The following is an 18272-nucleotide window of genomic DNA, read 5'->3' as shown; positions in this document are numbered from 1 at the left end:
GATGGGAAGTGGATGGCATGAATGGCCGCTAATGATCTTCACGGTCTTTGGGCAGTGCGTGGCGGGCGGGTTTATCGTCCTTGCGCTGGCGCTGTTAAAAGGGAACCTCAATGCTGAACAGCAGCAGCGTTTGGTGTTAAGCATGTTTGGCCTGTGGGTGTTGATGGGCATTGGGTTTATCGCCTCTACGCTGCACCTGGGCTCACCGATGCGCGCGTTCAACTCCCTGAACCGCGTAGGTGCCTCTTCGCTGAGTAACGAGATTGCCAGCGGGGCAATCTTCTTTGCCGTTGGCGGGCTGGGGTGGTTACTGGCAGCGGTGAAAAAGCTGCCGTCAGGGTTACGCGCGTTGTGGCTCATCGTCACCATGGTACTGGGCGTTGTCTTCGTCTGGATGATGGTCCGGGTGTACAACACCATCGATACCGTTCCGACCTGGTACAGCGTCTGGACGCCGATGAGCTTCTTCCTGACCATGTTTATTGGCGGGCCGCTGCTGGGTTATCTGCTGCTGCGTGTGGCTGGCATTAATGGTTGGGCGATGCGCCTGCTGCCCGCGGTCTCGCTGCTGGCGCTGGTAATCAGTACCGTTGTCGCGCTCATGCAGGGAGCGGAGCTGGCGACCATTCACAGCTCTATCCAGCAGGCTTCGGCGTTGGTGCCGGATTACGGTTCGCTGATGGCCTGGCGTGTGGTGCTGCTGACGGCGGCGCTGGTGTGCTGGATTGCCCCTCAGCTTAAAGGTTACTCGCCTGCGCTGCCGTTACTGTCCCTGGCCTTTGTGCTGGTGCTGGCAGGGGAGTTAATTGGTCGCGGCGTATTTTACGGTCTGCATATGACGGTCGGTATGGCTATCGCCAGCTAATTTTTAGATTTTGTTATAAAAAGCCGGGACATAGCGCCCGGCTTTTCTTTTTTCATTCATGAAATTTTTCGACTGATGTTTCGTTGTAAAAATTCCCGGAAATAAATAAAAACAAATAGATAATTAATATCAGTAGCAGGCTTTGCATTAGCAGGATGAGTTTTTTAAATCGACAAGGCGCATAACGTGCGTGACGCCTGAACCGGTGGATTGACTTTGTTTTTGCCAGTGGCATGATGCGCACGAAATCTGAACTTCCTCACGGTTTTTAATCCATGACCACCTATACCCGCCCGGTGCTTTTGTTGCTCTGTGGCCTGCTTTTGCTGACCCTGGCGATCGCGGTGTTAAACACACTCGTCCCGCTATGGCTCGCCCATGAAAACTTACCGACCTGGCAGGTGGGTATGGTTAGCTCGTCCTTTTTTACGGGCAATCTGCTGGGCACCTTATTAACGGGCAGCCTTATTAAGCGCTTTGGTTTTAACCGCAGTTATTATCTGGCGTCGCTGATCTTTGCCGTCGGCTGCGCCGGTTTAGGCCTCATGGTCGGCTTCTGGAGCTGGATGGTCTGGCGCTTTATTGCGGGCGTCGGCTGCGCCATGATCTGGGTGGTGGTTGAAAGTGCGCTAATGTGCAGCGGAACGTCCCGTAATCGCGGGCGTCTGCTGGCGGCCTATATGATGGTTTACTACGTCGGTACCGTTCTGGGACAGCTGATGGTCAGCAAACTGCCAACCGACCTGATGAGCGTGCTGCCGTGGGTGACGGGCATGGTTCTGGCGGCGATCCTACCGCTGCTCTTTACCCGCATTGTGAATCAAAACAGCGAGCATCAGGAAGCTACCCACGTCTGGCCGATGCTGAGACTGCGCCAGGCGCGTCTGGGGGTTAACGGCTGCATTATTTCCGGGATTGTGCTGGGCTCGCTCTATGGTCTGATGCCGCTTTATCTTAACCATCAGGGCGTCAGTGATTCCGGGATCGGTTTCTGGATGGCGGTGATGGTCAGCGCGGGGATTGTCGGGCAGTGGCCGATTGGCCGTCTGGCGGACCGCTTTGGTCGTCTGCTGGTGCTGCGCGTCCAGGTTTTCGTGGTCATCATGGGCTGTCTCGCCATGCTCAGCAACGCCGCAATGGCGCCTGCGCTGTTCATTCTGGGAGCTGCGGGCTTTACGCTCTATCCGGTCGCGATGGCCTGGGCCTGTGAGAAAGTTGAGCATCACCAGTTGGTTGCAATGAACCAGGCTTTGTTGCTGAGTTACACCATCGGCAGTTTACTGGGTCCGACGTTTACCGCTATGCTCATGCAAAATTATTCTGACAATCTGCTGTTTATTATGATCGCCAGCGTGTCGTTTATTTATCTGTTAATGCTGCTGCGCAAAGTGGGCGAACATCCAACGCCAGTGGCCCATGCCTGACTTATTAAAAGCCTGTCGATGACAGGCTTTTTTGTCCCTGTCACATATAAGACTTTTACTTATTGTGAGTTTTTACTGCCCGGCGATAATTCAAATGAGTTATACCACTAAAAGGCAGCAATCATGTCTACTCGTCGTTTTTCCACTACAGCACTTGCCGTAGTGTTGGCTTTAACGTTTGCAACGGCTCCGGCCATGGCTAATCCAGGAAACGGAAATGGTGGCGGACAAGGTAATAGTGGCAATCATGGTAACGGGAACGCTGGTAACCATGGTAATAAACACAATAACGGTCAGGATAACCCTGGGAAATCGGATAAGAGCTTTAAAAACAGCAAAGATGTCGGTAATGATGTGGATGCTCGCGTGAGCTTTGATCATGCCCGCCATCTGGCACTGAATTACGGCTTTACGGGCTACGACTCTCTGCCTCCGGGAATTGCGAAAAACCTGGTGCGCGGTAAGCCACTGCCGCCGGGCATTGCGAAGAAAACCGTGCCAGCCGATATGCTGGGTCAGCTTCCTTCCTATCCGGGCTATGAATGGCGCGTGGTAGGTGACGACCTGGTCTTAATTGCGCTGAGTACGGCGATTGTGACTTCCGTTATTAATGGCGTCTTTAAATAGAATATAAAAAGGCCCGGTTTTCACCGGGCCTTTTCGTTAATACATGACCTTGTGGCCATACTGCTCAAGAATACCTTTGACGCGCTCCATCGTCTCTTTTTTCGGCGGCTTCACGCCATCGAGTTTGTACTCTTCACCCATCGCCACCCATTTATGTTTACCCAGCTCGTGATAGGGCAGGAGTTCAATTTTCTCCACGTTACCCATATCCCGGGTAAATTCACCCAGACGATGTGCAGAGTCATCATCATCTGACCAGCCCGGCACCACCACGTAGCGGATCCAGGTCTTGACGCCTTTATTGGCAATGTATTTGGCAAATTCCAGCGTACGGTGGTTTGAAACGCCAACCAGATTCTGGTGGATCTCATCGTTCATCTGCTTGAGATCGAGCATCACCAGATCGGTCACTTCAAGCAGTTCATCAATAACCGGATCGTAACGGCGCACAAAGCCGTTGGTGTCGAGGCAGGTATGAATGCCTTCTTTGTGGCAGGCGCGGAACCAGTCGCGCACAAATTCAGCCTGAAGAATGGCTTCACCGCCGGATGCCGTCACGCCACCGCCGGACGCGTTCATGAAGTGGCGATAGGTCACCACCTCTTTCATCAGATCCTCAACGGTGACTTCTTTACCGCCATGGGTGTCCCAGGTGTCACGGTTATGGCAGTACAGGCAGCGCATCAGGCAGCCCTGGAAGAAAGTGATAAAGCGGATCCCCGGGCCATCGACGGTGCCACAGGATTCAAAGGAGTGAATGCGACCAATAATTGACATTGCGGTGATATCTCCGAATTTGGCCCATCCTGGGGCCTATGTAGATGCACAGCTCAAAGGCTATGTCGAGTCTGTTTTGGCTGTTATCCATTAAGTATAGATAGCGGACAAAAGAGACTGATGAAGCGAGGGTGTTAAAAAGGCCCCACTTGCGTGGAGCCTTTATTGTACGCTTTTTAACGCGTGATTTCAGTCAATTCCACTTACATGGACTGAGTGAAAGTACGGGTAATAACGTCCTGCTGCTGTTCTTTCGTCAGGGAGTTAAAACGTACTGCGTAGCCAGATACGCGGATGGTCAGCTGAGGATATTTCTCAGGGTGTTCCATCGCGTCGAGCAGCATTTCACGGTTCATCACGTTCACGTTCAGGTGCTGACCACCTTCGATGGACGCTTCGTGGTGGAAGTAACCATCCATCAGACCCGCGAGGTTAGTTTTACGCACTTCGTCGTCTTTACCCAGCGCGTTTGGCACGATAGAGAAGGTGTAAGAGATACCATCTTTCGCGTAAGCAAACGGCAGTTTAGCAACGGAGGTCAGAGAGGCAACCGCACCTTTCTGGTCACGACCGTGCATTGGGTTAGCACCTGGGCCGAATGGCGCGCCAGCACGACGACCGTCTGGGGTGTTACCGGTTTTCTTACCATACACAACGTTAGAGGTGATGGTCAGAACAGACTGAGTCGGGATAGCGTTACGATAGGTAGTGAGTTTCTGAATTTTCTTCATGAAACGTTCTACCAGGTCAACCGCCATGTCATCAACGCGAGCGTCGTTGTTACCAAACTGCGGATATTCGCCTTCGATTTCGAAGTCGATAGCCAGACCATCTTCGTCACGAATTGGTTTAACTTTCGCATATTTGATTGCAGACAGGGAGTCAGCAGCAACGGACAGACCTGCGATACCACACGCCATGGTGCGAACGACGTCACGGTCGTGCAGCGCCATCAGAGAGGCTTCGTAGCTGTACTTGTCGTGCATGTAGTGGATAACGTTCAGCGCGGTCACGTACTGTTTAGCCAGCCAGTCCATGAAGTGGTCCATGCGCTCCATGACTTCGTCATAGTTCAGCACGTCGCCTTTGATCGGTTCAGACTTAGGACCAACCTGCATTTTCAGTTTTTCATCAACGCCGCCGTTGATTGCGTACAGCATGGTTTTCGCCAGGTTTGCACGCGCACCGAAGAACTGCATTTGCTTACCAACAACCATTGGACTTACGCAGCAAGCGATAGCGTAGTCATCGTTGTTGAAGTCAGGACGCATCAGGTCATCGTTCTCGTATTGCAGAGAAGAGGTGTCGATGGACACTTTAGCGGCGAATTTCTTGAAGTTCAGAGGCAGTTTTTCAGACCACAGAACGGTGATGTTCGGCTCCGGAGAAGGACCCATGGTGTACAGGGTGTTCAGGAAGCGGAAGCTGTTTTTGGTTACCAGAGTACGGCCATCTACGCCCATACCGCCGATAGATTCGGTTGCCCAGATTGGGTCACCAGAGAACAGCTCATCATATTCTGGGGTACGCAGGAAGCGAACCATACGCAGTTTCATGACCAGGTGGTCAATCATTTCCTGAGCGTCTTGTTCGGTGATTTTGCCTGCTTTCAGGTCACGTTCGATGTACGCATCCAGGAAGGTGGATACGCGGCCGAAGGACATTGCTGCGCCGTTCTGAGACTTAACAGCGGCCAGGTAGCCGAAGTAGGTCCACTGGATAGCTTCCTGAGCGTTGGTTGCAGGACCAGAGATATCGCAGCCGTATTTAGCCGCCATCTCTTTGATCTGACCCAGCGCACGGTGCTGTTCAGCGATCTCTTCACGCAGACGGATAGTTGCTTCCAGGTTTACGCCGTTTTCCAGGTCAGACTGGAGAGAGACGAACTGTGCGTATTTGTCTTTCATCAGGAAGTCGATACCGTACAGCGCAACGCGACGGTAGTCACCGATGATACGGCCACGGCCATAGGCATCTGGCAGACCGGTCAGAACGCCAGATTTACGGCAGTTCAGAATGTCTTTGGTGTAAACATCGAATACGCCCTGGTTATGGGTTTTACGGTATTCGGTGAAGATTTTTTTCAGCATTGGGTCCAGCTCGCGGTTATACGCTTTGCAGGAACCTTCAACCATTTTGATACCACCGAACGGGATGATTGCGCGTTTCAGTGGTGCTTCAGTTTGCAGACCAACGATTTTCTCAAGGGCTTTGTTGATGTAGCCAGCATCGTGAGAAGTGATGGTAGAAGCAACGGAGGTGTCAAAATCAACTGGCGCGTGAGTGCGGTTTTCCAGTTTAACGCCTTCCATTACGCTGTCCCACAGCTTGGTGGTTGCGTCAGTCGCACCAGCCAGGAAGGATTCGTCACCTTCATACGGGGTATAGTTTTTCTGAATGAAGTCACGGACGTTGACTTCATTCTGCCAGTCACCTTTCGTAAAACCTTCCCAGGCTGTGGCTAACTTTTCATTAAGCTCGGACATGTAACACCTACCTTCTTAAGTGGATTTTTTATTTACTGCCTGAGACAACCATTAATGATGATCGCCGCCACGCAGGTAAATGACCCAGTATGTCAACCCAACTAACAGACCCCCACCGATAATGTTCCCGATAGTGACGGGGATCAGGTTATCAGTAATGAAGTTCATAATAGTCAGGTGTGAAAAACTTTCCGGGGTTGAACCTACAGCAGTCCAGAACTCCGGGCTTGCAAAGTTGCGGATAACAATCCCCATCGGGATCATGAACATATTCGCAATACTGTGCTCAAAGCCGCTGGCAACAAACATCGCAACCGGCAGAACCATAATCATGGCTTTATCCATCAGGCTACGACCAGAGTAGCTCATCCAGACCGCCAGGCAGACCATCAGGTTTGCGAGGATGCCGAGAGCAACAGCTTCGATAAATGTATGGTGCATTTTGTGGTCGGCGGTTTGCAGGACGTTAAGCCCCCAGCCGCCGTTGGCGGTCATATACTCGCCAGAGAGCCACATCAACAGAACAAAGAGCAGACAGCCAATCAGGTTGCCAACGTAAACGTTGAGCCAGTTGCGCCCCAGTTGACCCCAGGTAATTCTTCCGCTGGCTTTTGCCACCACAATCAGCACCGTTGAGGTGAAGAGGTCGGCGCCGCAGATGACGCAGAGAATCAGGCCCAGTGAGAAGCAAATACCACCAATCAGTTTCGCTATGCCGAAAGGCATCCCGGCAGTGCCGGTGGTGGCTGTGATATAGAAGACGAAAGCGATGGAGATGAACACCCCAGCCGTAATGGCCAGAAAGAACGTCGTCATCGGATGTTTCGTGGCTTTGTAGACACCCGCTTCTTCGGCAACTTTCGCCATCGCAGCGGGGAGTAATAGATCAAAAGGGTTGTCAGCTTTCACACTAACTCTCTCTTTATTAAGTCGGCGACGAGATACTAACAAAGCATTATAGAAGAGAAATTGATATAGATCATATCTCGCCTGGCTTATAGGCCCGCAGTGTGTATGGTTTTACAGCAAAAGCGGAGTAAGTATTTGATTATCCGTATAAAAATAAATTTTAAAACTTATGAAAAGAGTTGAATTTTTTCCTTCAGCCTCCCGTGGAACAGTTAATTAAAATGGAGTATTTATTATAATTAGTAACAGTAAAGCTCAGGTAAGCGTTTTTATATTTACCCGTGGTTAACTTAATTATTACAATTAAACGTCATTGCGGAAAAATAAAAAAAAAGGGGCAATGAAATTGCCCCGTAATATAGCTCAGGCGATTGAATACGCCTACAGCCATTAATGTTATATGCGCTTATTTTGACCAGTAAGCGGCTTTTGCCTTCTGCAATTTTTCATACGCATTCAGCAGTGACTGATGCGCCGGGAAGGCTTTCAGATCGCTGTCAACCGCTTGCAGGCCGTAGAATGGTTCTTCACCGCTCAGCGCCGCGCTGGCAGCTTCAACGGCATCCGCACCGTACATACGCACAAAGGCATTCAGATACTGCAATGGCTCGCGGTCGTCTTCCTGAGAAAGCAGGAGCAGCGTTTGCAGGCAACGGTAATAGTTTGTGCGCTCGGCGGAGAAGACGGACTGGTTAAACTCCATCGTCCACTCGGTCCAGGCCAAAGCCTGATCCAGATCGCCGCCCGCCAGCGCCAGCATCGCTTTCAGCTCGCCGATGCGCAGGGTGTACCAGCCGTTATCTTTTCCGGTCGCCAGACCCAGCAGTTCGCGCACGCGGGTGAAATCATCGTGTCCTTCTTCGTCCAGCTGGGCGATCAGGTTCAGATAATCTTCTTTATCCCACTCGCTGCCTGGCAGGGCCAGCAGGGTTTCACGCAGATGCGCGCCCATGCTGTTGTTCGCCAGCCACAGATCTTCTGCCGGATAAATGTCCGACATACCTGGCACAATAATACGGCACGCGTAAACGCCGAGGTGTTCATAGTCGGCAATGTAAACTTCCTGATCTTCCGCGTTGAAGATCGCCATCAGGGTGGCGAATTCTTCTTCCGTCGTACCGGCAAAGCTCCAGTCCACGAACGGATAGTCCGCGTCCTGTTTGAACATATCCCAGGAGATCAAACCGCTGGAGTCGATGAAGTGTGTTTCGAGGTTGGTGTGCTCGGCGACTTCTTCGTCATCAAAGGTTGGCGGAGTAAAGACATCGAGATCTTTCAGGCTACGACCTTGCAGCAGTTCGGTTACGGTACGCTCCAGCGCCACGCCGAAGTCCGGGTGCGCGCCGAAGGAGGCGAAACAGGTGCCATTTGCCGGGTTGAACAGTACCACGCAGATAACCGGATATTTGCCGCCCAGAGAGCCGTCATAAGCAAAGATTGGGAAACCTTCTGCTTCCAGTTTGGCGATGGATTCCACCACGCCCGGGTAGCGCGCCAGCACGTCAGCCGGGATCTCCGGCAGGCTGATGGATTCAGCAATAATGCGGTTTTTGATATGACGCTCGAAAACTTCAGACAATCCCTGCACGCGCGCTTCGTTGCGGGTATTACCGGCAGACATGCCGTTAGACACATACAGGTTGCCGACGATGTTCATCGGGATATAAACGGTCTGCTCGTCAGACTGACGGGTGAACGGCAGGGCGCAGATCCCACGATCCTCATTGCCGGATTGCAGGTCGATCAACATGCTGCCGGTCAGTTCGTTTTCCGGATCGTAGAACGCGCGCAGGCGGGCATCGAGAATGCCTTCCGGCAGTTCATCGTTTTCGGTCAGCGGGAACCATTTTTCGTTCGGATAGTGAACGAACGGACCGTTGGCAATAGTTTCGCCCAGCCAGAAGTCGGCGAAGAAGTAGTTGGTGGACAGACGCTCAAAATACTCACCCAGTGCAGAGGCCAGCGCCGCTTTTTTGGTCGCGCCTTTACCGTTGGTAAAGCACAGCGCACAGTCTTTGTCGCGAATATGCACGGACCAGACGTGAGGCACCGGATTCAGCCAGGAGGCTTCTTCGATATTAAAGCCCAGGTCGGTCAGTTTCTGCTGGAAGCGAGCGATGGAATCTTCCAGAGCGGCGTCTTTGCCGGGGATAAACGTTTGAGTCATGGCGTTCACTTTTATCGTACGTAAAGCGCGCAATGATACGGGTTTTGCGTGACGGGTGCTATCTCCGGCGAAAATAAATGGCTGGACTATGCTTATAAGCAGTAACCTACTGTTAAGGCATAAAAAAATGAAAGCTTTCGATCTCCAGCGGATGGCGTTTGATAAAGTCCCTCCTGAGTTTTTAGGCGAAGTAGCGCTGCGCAGCCTGTACACCTTTGTACTCGTTTTCCTGTTTCTGAAAATCACCGGACGTCGCGGCGTGCGGCAGATGTCGCTGTTTGAAGTGCTGATCATCCTGACGCTGGGGTCGGCGGCAGGGGACGTTGCCTTTTATGACGATGTGCCGATGGTGCCGGTCTTTATCGTCTTCGTGACGCTTGCACTGCTGTACCGGCTGGTCATGTGGCTGATGTCGAAAAGTGAGAAACTGGAAGATCTGCTCGAAGGGAAGCCGGTGGTGATTGTCGAAGATGGTCAACTGGCCTGGGAGAATGTGCAAAGCGCCAATATGACGGAGTTTGAGTTCTTTATGGAACTCCGTTTGAGCAGCGTTGAGCAACTGGGGCAGGTGCGTCTGGCGATTATGGAAACGAATGGTCAAATCAGCGTCTATTACTATTCCGACGATGAGGTGAAGCCCGGCCTGTGCATCCTGCCGGATATGCTCATCGAGCGATACAAAACTGTACCTGAAGCGGGCGAGTACGCCTGCATAAAATGTAGTCATGTCGTGGTTATGCAGGCGGGCGATCATCAATTATGCCCCCGCTGTACGAATCCAGAATGGACGAAGGTTAGCCGGGCTAAACGTAACACCTGACAGCGATTTTGTCGGTTTTGTGACAACGGTACGGCAGATTGTATTGTGTGACGAGGGGCACATTTCTTCGGCCATCAGTTTTAGACATTGCGGCGCGTGTCACTGAATGATAAAACCGATATCCACAGTTATAACTTATGGCTTTTAGCGTGGTGAGGGGAAATGGCTCAAGTCTTTAATTTCAGTTCAGGTCCGGCAATGTTACCGGCAGACGTGCTCAAACAGGCTCAACAGGAGCTGTGTGACTGGAACGGTCTGGGTACGTCGGTGATGGAAGTCAGCCACCGGGGTAAAGCGTTTATTCAGGTGGCGGAAGAAGCAGAAAAGGATTTTCGCGATCTGCTGAACATTCCCTCGAACTACAAAGTATTGTTCTGTCACGGCGGTGGACGCGGCCAGTTTGCGGGTATCCCGCTCAATCTACTGGGCGACAAAACCACCGCTGATTACGTTGATGCCGGCTACTGGGCGGCCAGTGCGGTAAAAGAAGCGCACAAATATTGCACGCCGAATGTCATCGATGCCAAAGTGACCGTTGACGGTCTGCGCGCCGTGAAGCCGATGAGTGAGTGGCAGCTTTCTGACAACGCCGCTTATCTTCACTACTGCCCGAACGAAACCATCGACGGTATTGCCATTCACGAAGAGCCAGACTTTGGCGAAAATGTCATTGTGACGGCGGATCTCTCTTCAACCATTCTGTCCACCCCGCTGGATGTCAGCCGCTACGGCGTCATCTACGCGGGTGCCCAGAAAAACATCGGTCCTGCGGGTCTGACTATCGTTATTGTGCGTGAAGACCTGCTGGGGAAAGCCCATAAGTCTTGCCCGTCAATTCTGGATTACACCGTCCTGAACGACAACGATTCCATGTTCAACACCCCACCAACGTTTGCCTGGTATCTCTCCGGCCTGGTCTTCAAATGGCTGAAGCAAAAAGGCGGTGTGGCGCAGATGGATAAGATCAATCAGCAAAAGGCTGAACTGCTGTACGGCGTGATCGACAAGAGCGATTTCTACCGTAACGATGTCGCCAAAACTAACCGTTCGCGCATGAACGTGCCGTTCCAGCTGGCGGACAGCAACCTGGATAACGTGTTCCTGGAAGAGTCCTTCGCGGCGGGTCTGCATGCGCTGAAAGGCCACCGTGTGGTAGGCGGAATGCGCGCCTCTATCTATAACGCCATGCCGCTGGAAGGCGTTAAAGCCCTGACTGATTTCATGATCGACTTCGAACGTCGTCACGGTTAATTGGCTGTTTTTCACCCCCGCAGCGTTCCTGCGGGGTTTTTATTATGTTGAGTTGAGAGTTGAGTTTCATGGAATCCCTGACGTTACAACCTATCGCGCGGGTAGATGGCACCATTAATCTGCCTGGTTCAAAAAGTGTCTCGAACCGCGCTCTGCTGCTGGCAGCTCTGGCAAACGGCACCACCGTCCTCACTAATCTGCTGGACAGCGATGACGTGCGCCATATGCTCAATGCACTGAAAGCGTTGGGCGTTCAGTACGCGCTGTCTGACGATCGTACCCGTTGTGAAGTCACCGGTAACGGCGGCGCGTTACATTCTGCTGAAGCGCTGGAGCTTTTCCTGGGTAACGCCGGTACCGCGATGCGTCCTCTGGCCGCTGCGCTGTGTCTGGGGAGTAACGATATTGTGCTGACCGGTGAGCCGCGAATGAAAGAGCGTCCGATCGGCCATCTGGTGGATGCCCTGCGTCAGGGCGGCGCGCAGATTGATTATCTTGAGCAGGAAAATTACCCGCCCCTGCGTCTGCGCGGGGGATTCACTGGCGGCAATGTTGAGGTTGACGGTAGCGTTTCCAGCCAGTTCCTGACCGCGCTGCTGATGACCGCACCGCTGGCACCACAGGACACCGTCATCAACATTAAAGGCGACCTGGTTTCTAAGCCGTACATTGATATCACCCTGCACCTGATGAACACCTTTGGTGTTGAGGTGGAAAACCAGTCTTATCAGCGTTTCGTGGTGCGCGGAGCGCAGCAGTATCAGTCCCCGGGCCACTACCTGGTTGAAGGCGATGCTTCATCCGCCTCCTATTTCCTTGCCGCAGGTGCGATTAAAGGCGGTACGGTAAAAGTGACGGGCATTGGCCGCAACAGCGTGCAGGGCGATATCCGTTTTGCTGACGTGCTGGAAAAAATGGGCGCGGTGGTGACCTGGGGCGATGACTTCATCTCCTGTACCCACGGTGAGCTGAACGCCATCGATATGGATATGAACCATATTCCGGATGCGGCGATGACCATTGCCACCGCTGCGCTGTTTGCGAAAGGCACCACCACGCTGCGAAACATTTACAACTGGCGTGTGAAAGAGACGGACCGCCTGTTCGCGATGGCAACCGAGCTGCGTAAAGTGGGGGCTGAGGTAGAAGAGGGCGAAGACTACATTCGCGTCACGCCGCCGGCAAAACTGCAATTTGCAGAAATTGGCACCTACAACGATCACCGCATGGCGATGTGTTTCTCGCTGGTGGCGTTGTCAGATACGCCAGTCACTATCCTTGATCCGAAGTGTACGGCAAAAACGTTCCCGGACTACTTCGAACAGCTGGCGCGCATTAGCACCCTGGCCTGATGATGGTATGCCGCATCACCTGATGCGGCATTTCCTTACGCTTTCTGACACTCATCCTCTTTCATTTCTTCTACACTCTGCTTCAATCATTCCGTAATTTGCACGCAAAGGTAACAGTTGCGCACGTTGGCGCGTATAATGCGCGGCGTTCATGTAAACGGTATGCCTTAATTAAGGAGAAAAAGATGACGGCAATTGCCCCGGTAATCACCATTGATGGGCCAAGTGGCGCAGGGAAAGGTACTCTGTGCAAAGCGATGGCGGAAGCATTGCAATGGCATCTTTTAGATTCGGGAGCAATCTATCGCGTGCTGGCGCTGGCTGCGCTGCATCATCATGTGGATGTTGCGTCTGAAGAAGCGCTGGTACCGCTGGCTGCGCATCTGGATGTGCGCTTTGTCTCGACCGATGGCAACCTTGAAGTGATCCTGGAAGGGGAAGATGTCAGCGGTGAAATCCGTACCCAGGAAGTGGCCAATGCGGCCTCTCAGGTGGCGGCTTTCCCACGCGTTCGTGAAGCGCTGTTACGTCGCCAGCGCGGTTTCCGTGAAGCGCCGGGGCTGATCGCCGACGGCCGCGACATGGGAACCGTGGTATTCCCCGATGCGCCAGTGAAAATTTTCCTTGACGCCTCTTCAGAAGAACGTGCTCAACGCCGCATGCTTCAGTTGCAGGAAAAGGGGTTTAGTGTTAACTTTGATCGCCTTTTATCCGAGATAAAAGAGCGCGATGACCGCGATCGTAACCGCGCCGTCGCACCACTTGTTCCCGCGCAAGACGCATTAGTGCTGGATTCAACCAGTTTAACTATTGAGCAAGTGATTGAAAAAGCGCTACAATATGCGCGCCAAAAACTGGCACTCGCGTAATCGCGACCGATTTAGCAGTACCCCCGCTGCAATGGATTGACGGCGGGTATGTGAAACAACCCCATCCGGCACGGAGCCAGGTGGACGTTAATATTAACCTGAAGATTAAACATGACTGAATCTTTTGCTCAACTGTTTGAAGAATCCTTAAAAGAAATCGAAACCCGTCCGGGTTCCATCGTTCGTGGCGTTGTTGTTGCTATCGACAAAGACGTTGTACTGGTTGACGCCGGTCTGAAATCTGAGTCTGCCATCCCGGCTGAGCAGTTCAAAAACGCCCAGGGCGAGCTGGAAATCCAGGTTGGTGACGAAGTTGACGTTGCTCTGGACGCAGTAGAAGACGGCTTCGGCGAAACCCTGCTGTCTCGTGAGAAAGCTAAACGTCACGAAGCATGGATCACGCTGGAAAAAGCTTACGAAGAAGCTGAAACTGTGGTCGGTGTTATCAACGGCAAAGTTAAAGGTGGCTTCACTGTTGAGCTGAATGGTATTCGTGCGTTCCTGCCAGGTTCTCTGGTAGACGTTCGTCCAGTCCGTGACACCCTGCACCTCGAAGGCAAAGAGCTTGAGTTCAAAGTAATCAAGCTGGACCAGAAGCGTAACAACGTTGTTGTTTCCCGTCGTGCCGTTATCGAATCCGAAAACAGCGCAGAACGCGATCAGCTGCTGGAAAACCTGCAGGAAGGCATGGAAGTCAAAGGTATCGTTAAGAACCTCACTGACTACGGCGCATTCGTTGACCTGGGCGGCGTTGATGGCCTGCTGCACATCACCGACATGGCGTGGAAACGCGTTAAGCACCCAAGCGAAATCGTGAACGTGGGCGACGAAATCACTGTTAAAGTGCTGAAGTTCGACCGCGAGCGTACTCGTGTATCCCTCGGCCTGAAACAGCTGGGCGAAGATCCATGGGTAGCTATCGCTAAGCGTTACCCAGAAGGTACTAAACTGACTGGTCGCGTTACCAACCTGACTGACTACGGCTGCTTCGTTGAAATCGAAGAAGGCGTTGAAGGTCTGGTGCACGTTTCCGAAATGGACTGGACCAACAAAAACATCCACCCATCCAAAGTTGTTAACGTTGGTGATGTAGTGGAAGTGATGGTTCTGGATATCGACGAAGAACGTCGTCGTATCTCCCTGGGCCTGAAGCAGTGCAAAAACAACCCATGGCAGCAGTTCGCGGAAACCCACAACAAGGGCGACCGTGTTGAAGGTAAAATCAAGTCTATCACTGACTTCGGTATCTTCATCGGCCTGGACGGCGGCATCGATGGCCTGGTTCACCTGTCTGACATCTCCTGGAACGTTGCAGGCGAAGAAGCAGTTCGTGAATACAAAAAAGGCGACGAAATCGCAGCAGTTGTTCTGCAAGTTGACGCAGAGCGTGAGCGTATCTCCCTGGGCGTTAAACAGCTCGCAGAAGATCCGTTCAACAACTGGGTTGCACTGAACAAGAAAGGCGCAATCGTAAACGGTAAAGTGACTGCTGTTGACGCTAAAGGCGCAACCGTAGAACTGGCTGACGGCGTTGAAGGTTACCTGCGCGCTTCCGAAGCTTCACGTGACCGCGTTGAAGATGCAACTCTGGTTCTGAGCGTTGGTGACGACGTTGAAGCTAAGTTCACCGGTGTTGACCGTAAGAACCGTGCAATCAGCCTGTCTGTTCGTGCTAAAGACGAAGCTGATGAGAAAGATGCAATCGCAACTGTGAACAAACAGGAAGATGCAAACTTCTCTAACAACGCAATGGCTGAAGCTTTCAAAGCAGCTAAAGGCGAGTAAGTTCAGGTTCGCACCATCATTTGAGCTGTAACGCATTTACAGCGCGAAGGATGGAGAGCAGACTTGACAGATTGCAGGATTCGTCCTGTAATCAATAACAAAGGGCGGCTACGGCCGCCCTTGTTTAATAAGCTGTTCAGCTAATGGGTTTGAAAGGAACCGGAGGAATCATGACCAAGTCAGAATTGATTGAAAGACTTGCCAGTCAGCAACCGCATATCCCTGCCAAGGCTGTGGAAGATGCCGTTAAAGAGATGCTGGAGCATATGGCTACCACTCTTGCCCAGGGCGAGCGCATTGAAATCCGCGGTTTCGGTAGTTTTTCTCTGCACTATCGTGCACCACGTACCGGGCGTAACCCGAAGACTGGCGATAAAGTGGAGCTGGAAGGAAAGTATGTTCCGCACTTTAAGCCGGGTAAAGAACTGCGCGATCGCGCCAATATTTACGGTAACTGAGTTTAATCATCAGGGTTAAACTGAGTTTAAAGAAAGCACCTTAGGGTGCTTTTTTTGTATCCCGCCCCTGCATTTCTGAATACGCGCCGCATTTAAATTTTCTCTTTGCTGTAAGCGCTTAAAACGTTGCAGCGCCCGCTGTAAATCACGTTTTTTCTGTCTGACGACGCATCAGTCCCGCCGCATAATCGCCTGAAACATGGAGGTGAAGATGGGGATCCACGTTATCAGTATGTGCGCCATTCTGGCCATAATCCCGCTCTATTGGTTACCCGTTTTGCCTGATTTGCATATTGTCTGGTTGCTGATTGCCGCAGGGATTGCGTTATCCGTACAGCAGAGAAAATGGCTCAGGTTTTCAGGCCTCGCATTGCTTTTTATGTGCTGGGGGATCCTGGCCGCTCAGGAAAGCGTGTGGCAGATGAACTATTTAACGCAAGCACCGCAGCAGGCCGAGGTGGTCATTACCGCAACGGACGGCGCAACGATGCATCAGGGAAGGATTGTCAGCCTCAATGGAGAACGCGTGTGGGCTGCCATGGGCGTGGCGCTGTATGGCAACTATTTGCCGCATAACGTCTGCGTGGGTCAACGCTGGGCAATGACCCTGCGGCTCAGGGCGGTACACGGAGAACTCAACGATGGCGGCTATGATTCACAGAAAAATGCCTTTGCCCGACACCAGACGCTGAGTGGACGGTTTACCCATGCGGCGCTCGTTGACGAGGGCTGTAGTCTGCGTGCGCAATACCTGACATCACTACAGAATACTCTTTCAGCATATCAGTGGGGACCCGTGATCCTGGGGCTGGGGATGGGGGAGCGGCTGTCGGTCTCGCGGGAGATAAAAAACCTGATGCGTGATACCGGAACGATGCATCTGATGGCAATCTCGGGATTACATATTGCGCTGGCCGCTTCTGTCATCTGGTTTCTGGCGCGGGGCATCCAGCTCTTCCTGCCGGGCCGCTGGATTATCTGGCAAATCCCCTTGCTGGCAGGGCTGATTTTTGCCGCGTTTTACGCATGGCTAACGGGCTTGCAGCCGCCCGCGCTGCGCACGGTTATCGCGCTTGTGGTACTGGCTGCATTAAAAATGAGTGGTCGCCAGTGGTCGCCCTGGCAGGTATGGCTTACCTGCGTGGCGGCGATCTTGGTTTTCGATCCACTGGCGGTCCTGTCACAAAGCCTGGCGTTGTCAGCGTTTGCGGTCGCCGCGCTTATTTTTTGGTATCAGTGGTTGCCTCTCCCGCACTGGCAACGTGGCCGGTGCCTGCGGCCGCTGGCGACGCTAGTGTATTTGCAGGTCGGAATGCTGCTGCTTCTGTTGCCGCTTCAGGTCCTGATTTTCCATGGTTTCAGCCTCTCCTCGCTGGTAGCGAACCTGTTTGCCGTTCCTCTGGTCACGTTTATCTCAGTTCCGCTGATCCTGCTCGGCATGTTTCTGCATCTGTTTCCGGTCGCTGTGCTGGAAAGTATCGTCTGGCTGGCTACTGATAAATCTCTGGCAGGGCTTTTCTGGCTATTGATGCGTTTACCGAATGGCTGGCAGGACGTTGATGAACGCTGGCAATACCTGACGTTACTGCCGTGGCTGCTGGTCATTGGCTGGCGATTCAGGGCCTTCAGCGCAGCACCCGCAGTCTGTCTGGCAGGCAGCATGGTGCTGGCCTTTCCCCTCTGGCACAGGGTTAAAACAGACAGCTGGTCCCTGCATATGCTGGATGTAGGGCAGGGGCTGGCGATGGTCATTGAGCGTCACGGCAAGGCCATTCTGTACGACACCGGGCTGGCATGGCCCGGTGGGGACAGTGCGCAACAGCTGATTATCCCCTGGCTACGCTGGCATCATCTGAGACCGGAAGGGGTGATCCTGAGCCATGAACATCTCGACCACGCGGGGGGACTGGCATCGCTAAAAGCTGCCTGGCCCGCAATGTGGATCAGGAGCCCCTTATCCTGGTCCGGACATCTTCCGTGCTTTCGAGGACAGCGATGGCAGTGGCAGGGTTTAACGTTCTCCGTGCACTGGCCACCCGAAAACACCTCGGCGAAAGGTAACAACCGCTCCTGTGTGGTAAAAATCGATGACGGCGAACAGAGCGTTTTACTGACCGGAGACATTGAAGCGCAGGCAGAACTGGCAATGCTAAGCCATCGCTGGCGTCAGCTTGCGTCTACACTGATCCAGGTGCCACATCATGGAAGTAACACGTCATCTTCAACACCGTTGCTGCAGCGCGTAGAGGGGCAGGTTTCGCTGGCCTCGACGGCTCGCTATAACGCGTGGCGTTTCCCTTCTATTAAAGTGGTCCGGCGCTATCGAACGGAGGGATATCTCTGGCTTGATACCCCGCATTCCGGGCAGATATCTGTGACCTTTTCGCACCATAGTCGGCAAATTCGTCGCTTACGCGAACACTATTTACCGCGTTGGTATCATCAGTGGTTTGGCGCGCCCGTAGATAACGGGTAGAATATG

At 52.8% G+C, this 18272-nt stretch carries 14 protein-coding genes; 10 read left to right on the top strand and 4 right to left on the bottom strand.

Annotated features, from left to right (window positions below):
* The first annotated feature begins 1 nt into the window (after position 1).
* From ACOTYH_RS02870 to ACOTYH_RS02860, 3 genes are all read left to right on the top strand, one after another.
* Positions 2-865, top strand: coding sequence for a dimethyl sulfoxide reductase anchor subunit family protein (locus ACOTYH_RS02870; protein WP_017693703.1), 864 nt, complete (start codon positions 2-4; stop codon positions 863-865).
* Between the two features lie 275 nt (positions 866-1140).
* Entirely contained in the window at positions 1141-2289 is a 1149-nt protein-coding gene (locus ACOTYH_RS02865; protein ID WP_003858254.1) for an MFS transporter, read from the top strand.
* A 123-nt stretch (positions 2290-2412) separates the two neighbouring features.
* On the top strand, positions 2413-2916 hold the full coding sequence (locus ACOTYH_RS02860; RefSeq protein ID WP_421637544.1) for an anti-virulence regulator CigR family protein: 504 nt from the start codon (positions 2413-2415) through the stop codon (positions 2914-2916).
* Between the two features lie 36 nt (positions 2917-2952).
* On the opposite strand, the gene pflA is transcribed toward ACOTYH_RS02860, so the two are convergent.
* From pflA to ycaO, 4 genes are all read right to left on the bottom strand, one after another.
* Positions 2953-3693, bottom strand: a complete 741-nt coding sequence (gene pflA, locus ACOTYH_RS02855; protein ID WP_003858250.1) for a pyruvate formate lyase 1-activating protein — start codon at positions 3691-3693, stop codon at positions 2953-2955.
* Between the two features lie 203 nt (positions 3694-3896).
* Positions 3897-6179, bottom strand: a complete 2283-nt coding sequence (gene pflB / locus ACOTYH_RS02850; protein WP_015570975.1) for a formate C-acetyltransferase — start codon at positions 6177-6179, stop codon at positions 3897-3899.
* A gap of 51 nt (positions 6180-6230) precedes the next feature.
* A complete protein-coding gene (gene focA, locus ACOTYH_RS02845; protein ID WP_017384832.1) occupies positions 6231-7088 on the bottom strand; it encodes a formate transporter FocA in 858 nt (285 codons plus the stop codon).
* 406 nt (positions 7089-7494) lie between these two features.
* Entirely contained in the window at positions 7495-9255 is a 1761-nt protein-coding gene (ycaO, locus tag ACOTYH_RS02840; RefSeq protein WP_023303388.1) for a 30S ribosomal protein S12 methylthiotransferase accessory factor YcaO, read from the bottom strand.
* Positions 9256-9382: 127 nt separating this feature from the next.
* Between ycaO and ACOTYH_RS02835 the strand changes: the two genes are divergently transcribed.
* From ACOTYH_RS02835 to ACOTYH_RS02805, 7 genes are all read left to right on the top strand, one after another.
* Positions 9383-10075 carry a DUF421 domain-containing protein gene (locus ACOTYH_RS02835; RefSeq protein WP_017693700.1) on the top strand — a complete coding sequence of 231 codons (693 nt, stop codon included), beginning with the start codon at positions 9383-9385 and terminating at the stop codon, positions 10073-10075.
* A gap of 162 nt (positions 10076-10237) precedes the next feature.
* Positions 10238-11326: a 3-phosphoserine/phosphohydroxythreonine transaminase gene (gene serC, locus ACOTYH_RS02830; RefSeq protein ID WP_017384829.1), complete on the top strand. Its 1089-nt coding sequence runs from the start codon at positions 10238-10240 to the stop codon at positions 11324-11326.
* Between the two features lie 68 nt (positions 11327-11394).
* Positions 11395-12678, top strand: coding sequence for a 3-phosphoshikimate 1-carboxyvinyltransferase (gene aroA, locus ACOTYH_RS02825; RefSeq protein WP_017384828.1), 1284 nt, complete (start codon positions 11395-11397; stop codon positions 12676-12678).
* Between the two features lie 185 nt (positions 12679-12863).
* On the top strand, positions 12864-13547 hold the full coding sequence (gene cmk, locus ACOTYH_RS02820; RefSeq protein WP_015570968.1) for a (d)CMP kinase: 684 nt from the start codon (positions 12864-12866) through the stop codon (positions 13545-13547).
* A gap of 111 nt (positions 13548-13658) precedes the next feature.
* The gene (gene rpsA, locus ACOTYH_RS02815) at positions 13659-15332 is read left to right on the top strand and encodes a 30S ribosomal protein S1 (RefSeq protein ID WP_003858235.1); all 1674 of its coding nucleotides are present in this window, start codon (positions 13659-13661) and stop codon (positions 15330-15332) included.
* A 170-nt stretch (positions 15333-15502) separates the two neighbouring features.
* Entirely contained in the window at positions 15503-15790 is a 288-nt protein-coding gene (ihfB, locus tag ACOTYH_RS02810) for an integration host factor subunit beta (RefSeq protein WP_003858233.1), read from the top strand.
* A gap of 211 nt (positions 15791-16001) precedes the next feature.
* Entirely contained in the window at positions 16002-18266 is a 2265-nt protein-coding gene (locus tag ACOTYH_RS02805; protein ID WP_058689707.1) for a ComEC family protein, read from the top strand.
* Positions 18267-18272 lie beyond the last annotated feature (6 nt).

This window comes from Enterobacter cloacae complex sp. SHL001, from assembly GCF_049236825.1.
Taxonomy (GTDB): Bacteria; Pseudomonadota; Gammaproteobacteria; order Enterobacterales; family Enterobacteriaceae; genus Enterobacter; species Enterobacter hormaechei_C.
This window is presented reverse-complemented; position numbering and strand designations above follow the sequence as displayed.

What these genes read in the sequence shown, in the direction of transcription:
- ACOTYH_RS02865 (WP_003858254.1), top strand. Translation starts at nt 1,141, where the DNA reads ATGACCACCTATACCCGCCCGGTGCTTTTGTTGCTCTGTGGCCTGCTT.
- aroA (WP_017384828.1), top strand. Translation starts at nt 11,395, where the DNA reads ATGGAATCCCTGACGTTACAACCTATCGCGCGGGTAGATGGCACCATT.
- pflB (WP_015570975.1), bottom strand. Translation starts at nt 6,179, where the DNA reads ATGTCCGAGCTTAATGAAAAGTTAGCCACAGCCTGGGAAGGTTTTACG.
- ycaO (WP_023303388.1), bottom strand. Translation starts at nt 9,255, where the DNA reads ATGACTCAAACGTTTATCCCCGGCAAAGACGCCGCTCTGGAAGATTCC.
- ACOTYH_RS02805 (WP_058689707.1), top strand. Translation starts at nt 16,002, where the DNA reads ATGGGGATCCACGTTATCAGTATGTGCGCCATTCTGGCCATAATCCCG.
- ihfB (WP_003858233.1), top strand. Translation starts at nt 15,503, where the DNA reads ATGACCAAGTCAGAATTGATTGAAAGACTTGCCAGTCAGCAACCGCAT.
- serC (WP_017384829.1), top strand. Translation starts at nt 10,238, where the DNA reads ATGGCTCAAGTCTTTAATTTCAGTTCAGGTCCGGCAATGTTACCGGCA.
- pflA (WP_003858250.1), bottom strand. Translation starts at nt 3,693, where the DNA reads ATGTCAATTATTGGTCGCATTCACTCCTTTGAATCCTGTGGCACCGTC.
- ACOTYH_RS02835 (WP_017693700.1), top strand. Translation starts at nt 9,383, where the DNA reads ATGAAAGCTTTCGATCTCCAGCGGATGGCGTTTGATAAAGTCCCTCCT.
- ACOTYH_RS02860 (WP_421637544.1), top strand. Translation starts at nt 2,413, where the DNA reads ATGTCTACTCGTCGTTTTTCCACTACAGCACTTGCCGTAGTGTTGGCT.
- ACOTYH_RS02870 (WP_017693703.1), top strand. Translation starts at nt 2, where the DNA reads ATGGGAAGTGGATGGCATGAATGGCCGCTAATGATCTTCACGGTCTTT.
- rpsA (WP_003858235.1), top strand. Translation starts at nt 13,659, where the DNA reads ATGACTGAATCTTTTGCTCAACTGTTTGAAGAATCCTTAAAAGAAATC.
- cmk (WP_015570968.1), top strand. Translation starts at nt 12,864, where the DNA reads ATGACGGCAATTGCCCCGGTAATCACCATTGATGGGCCAAGTGGCGCA.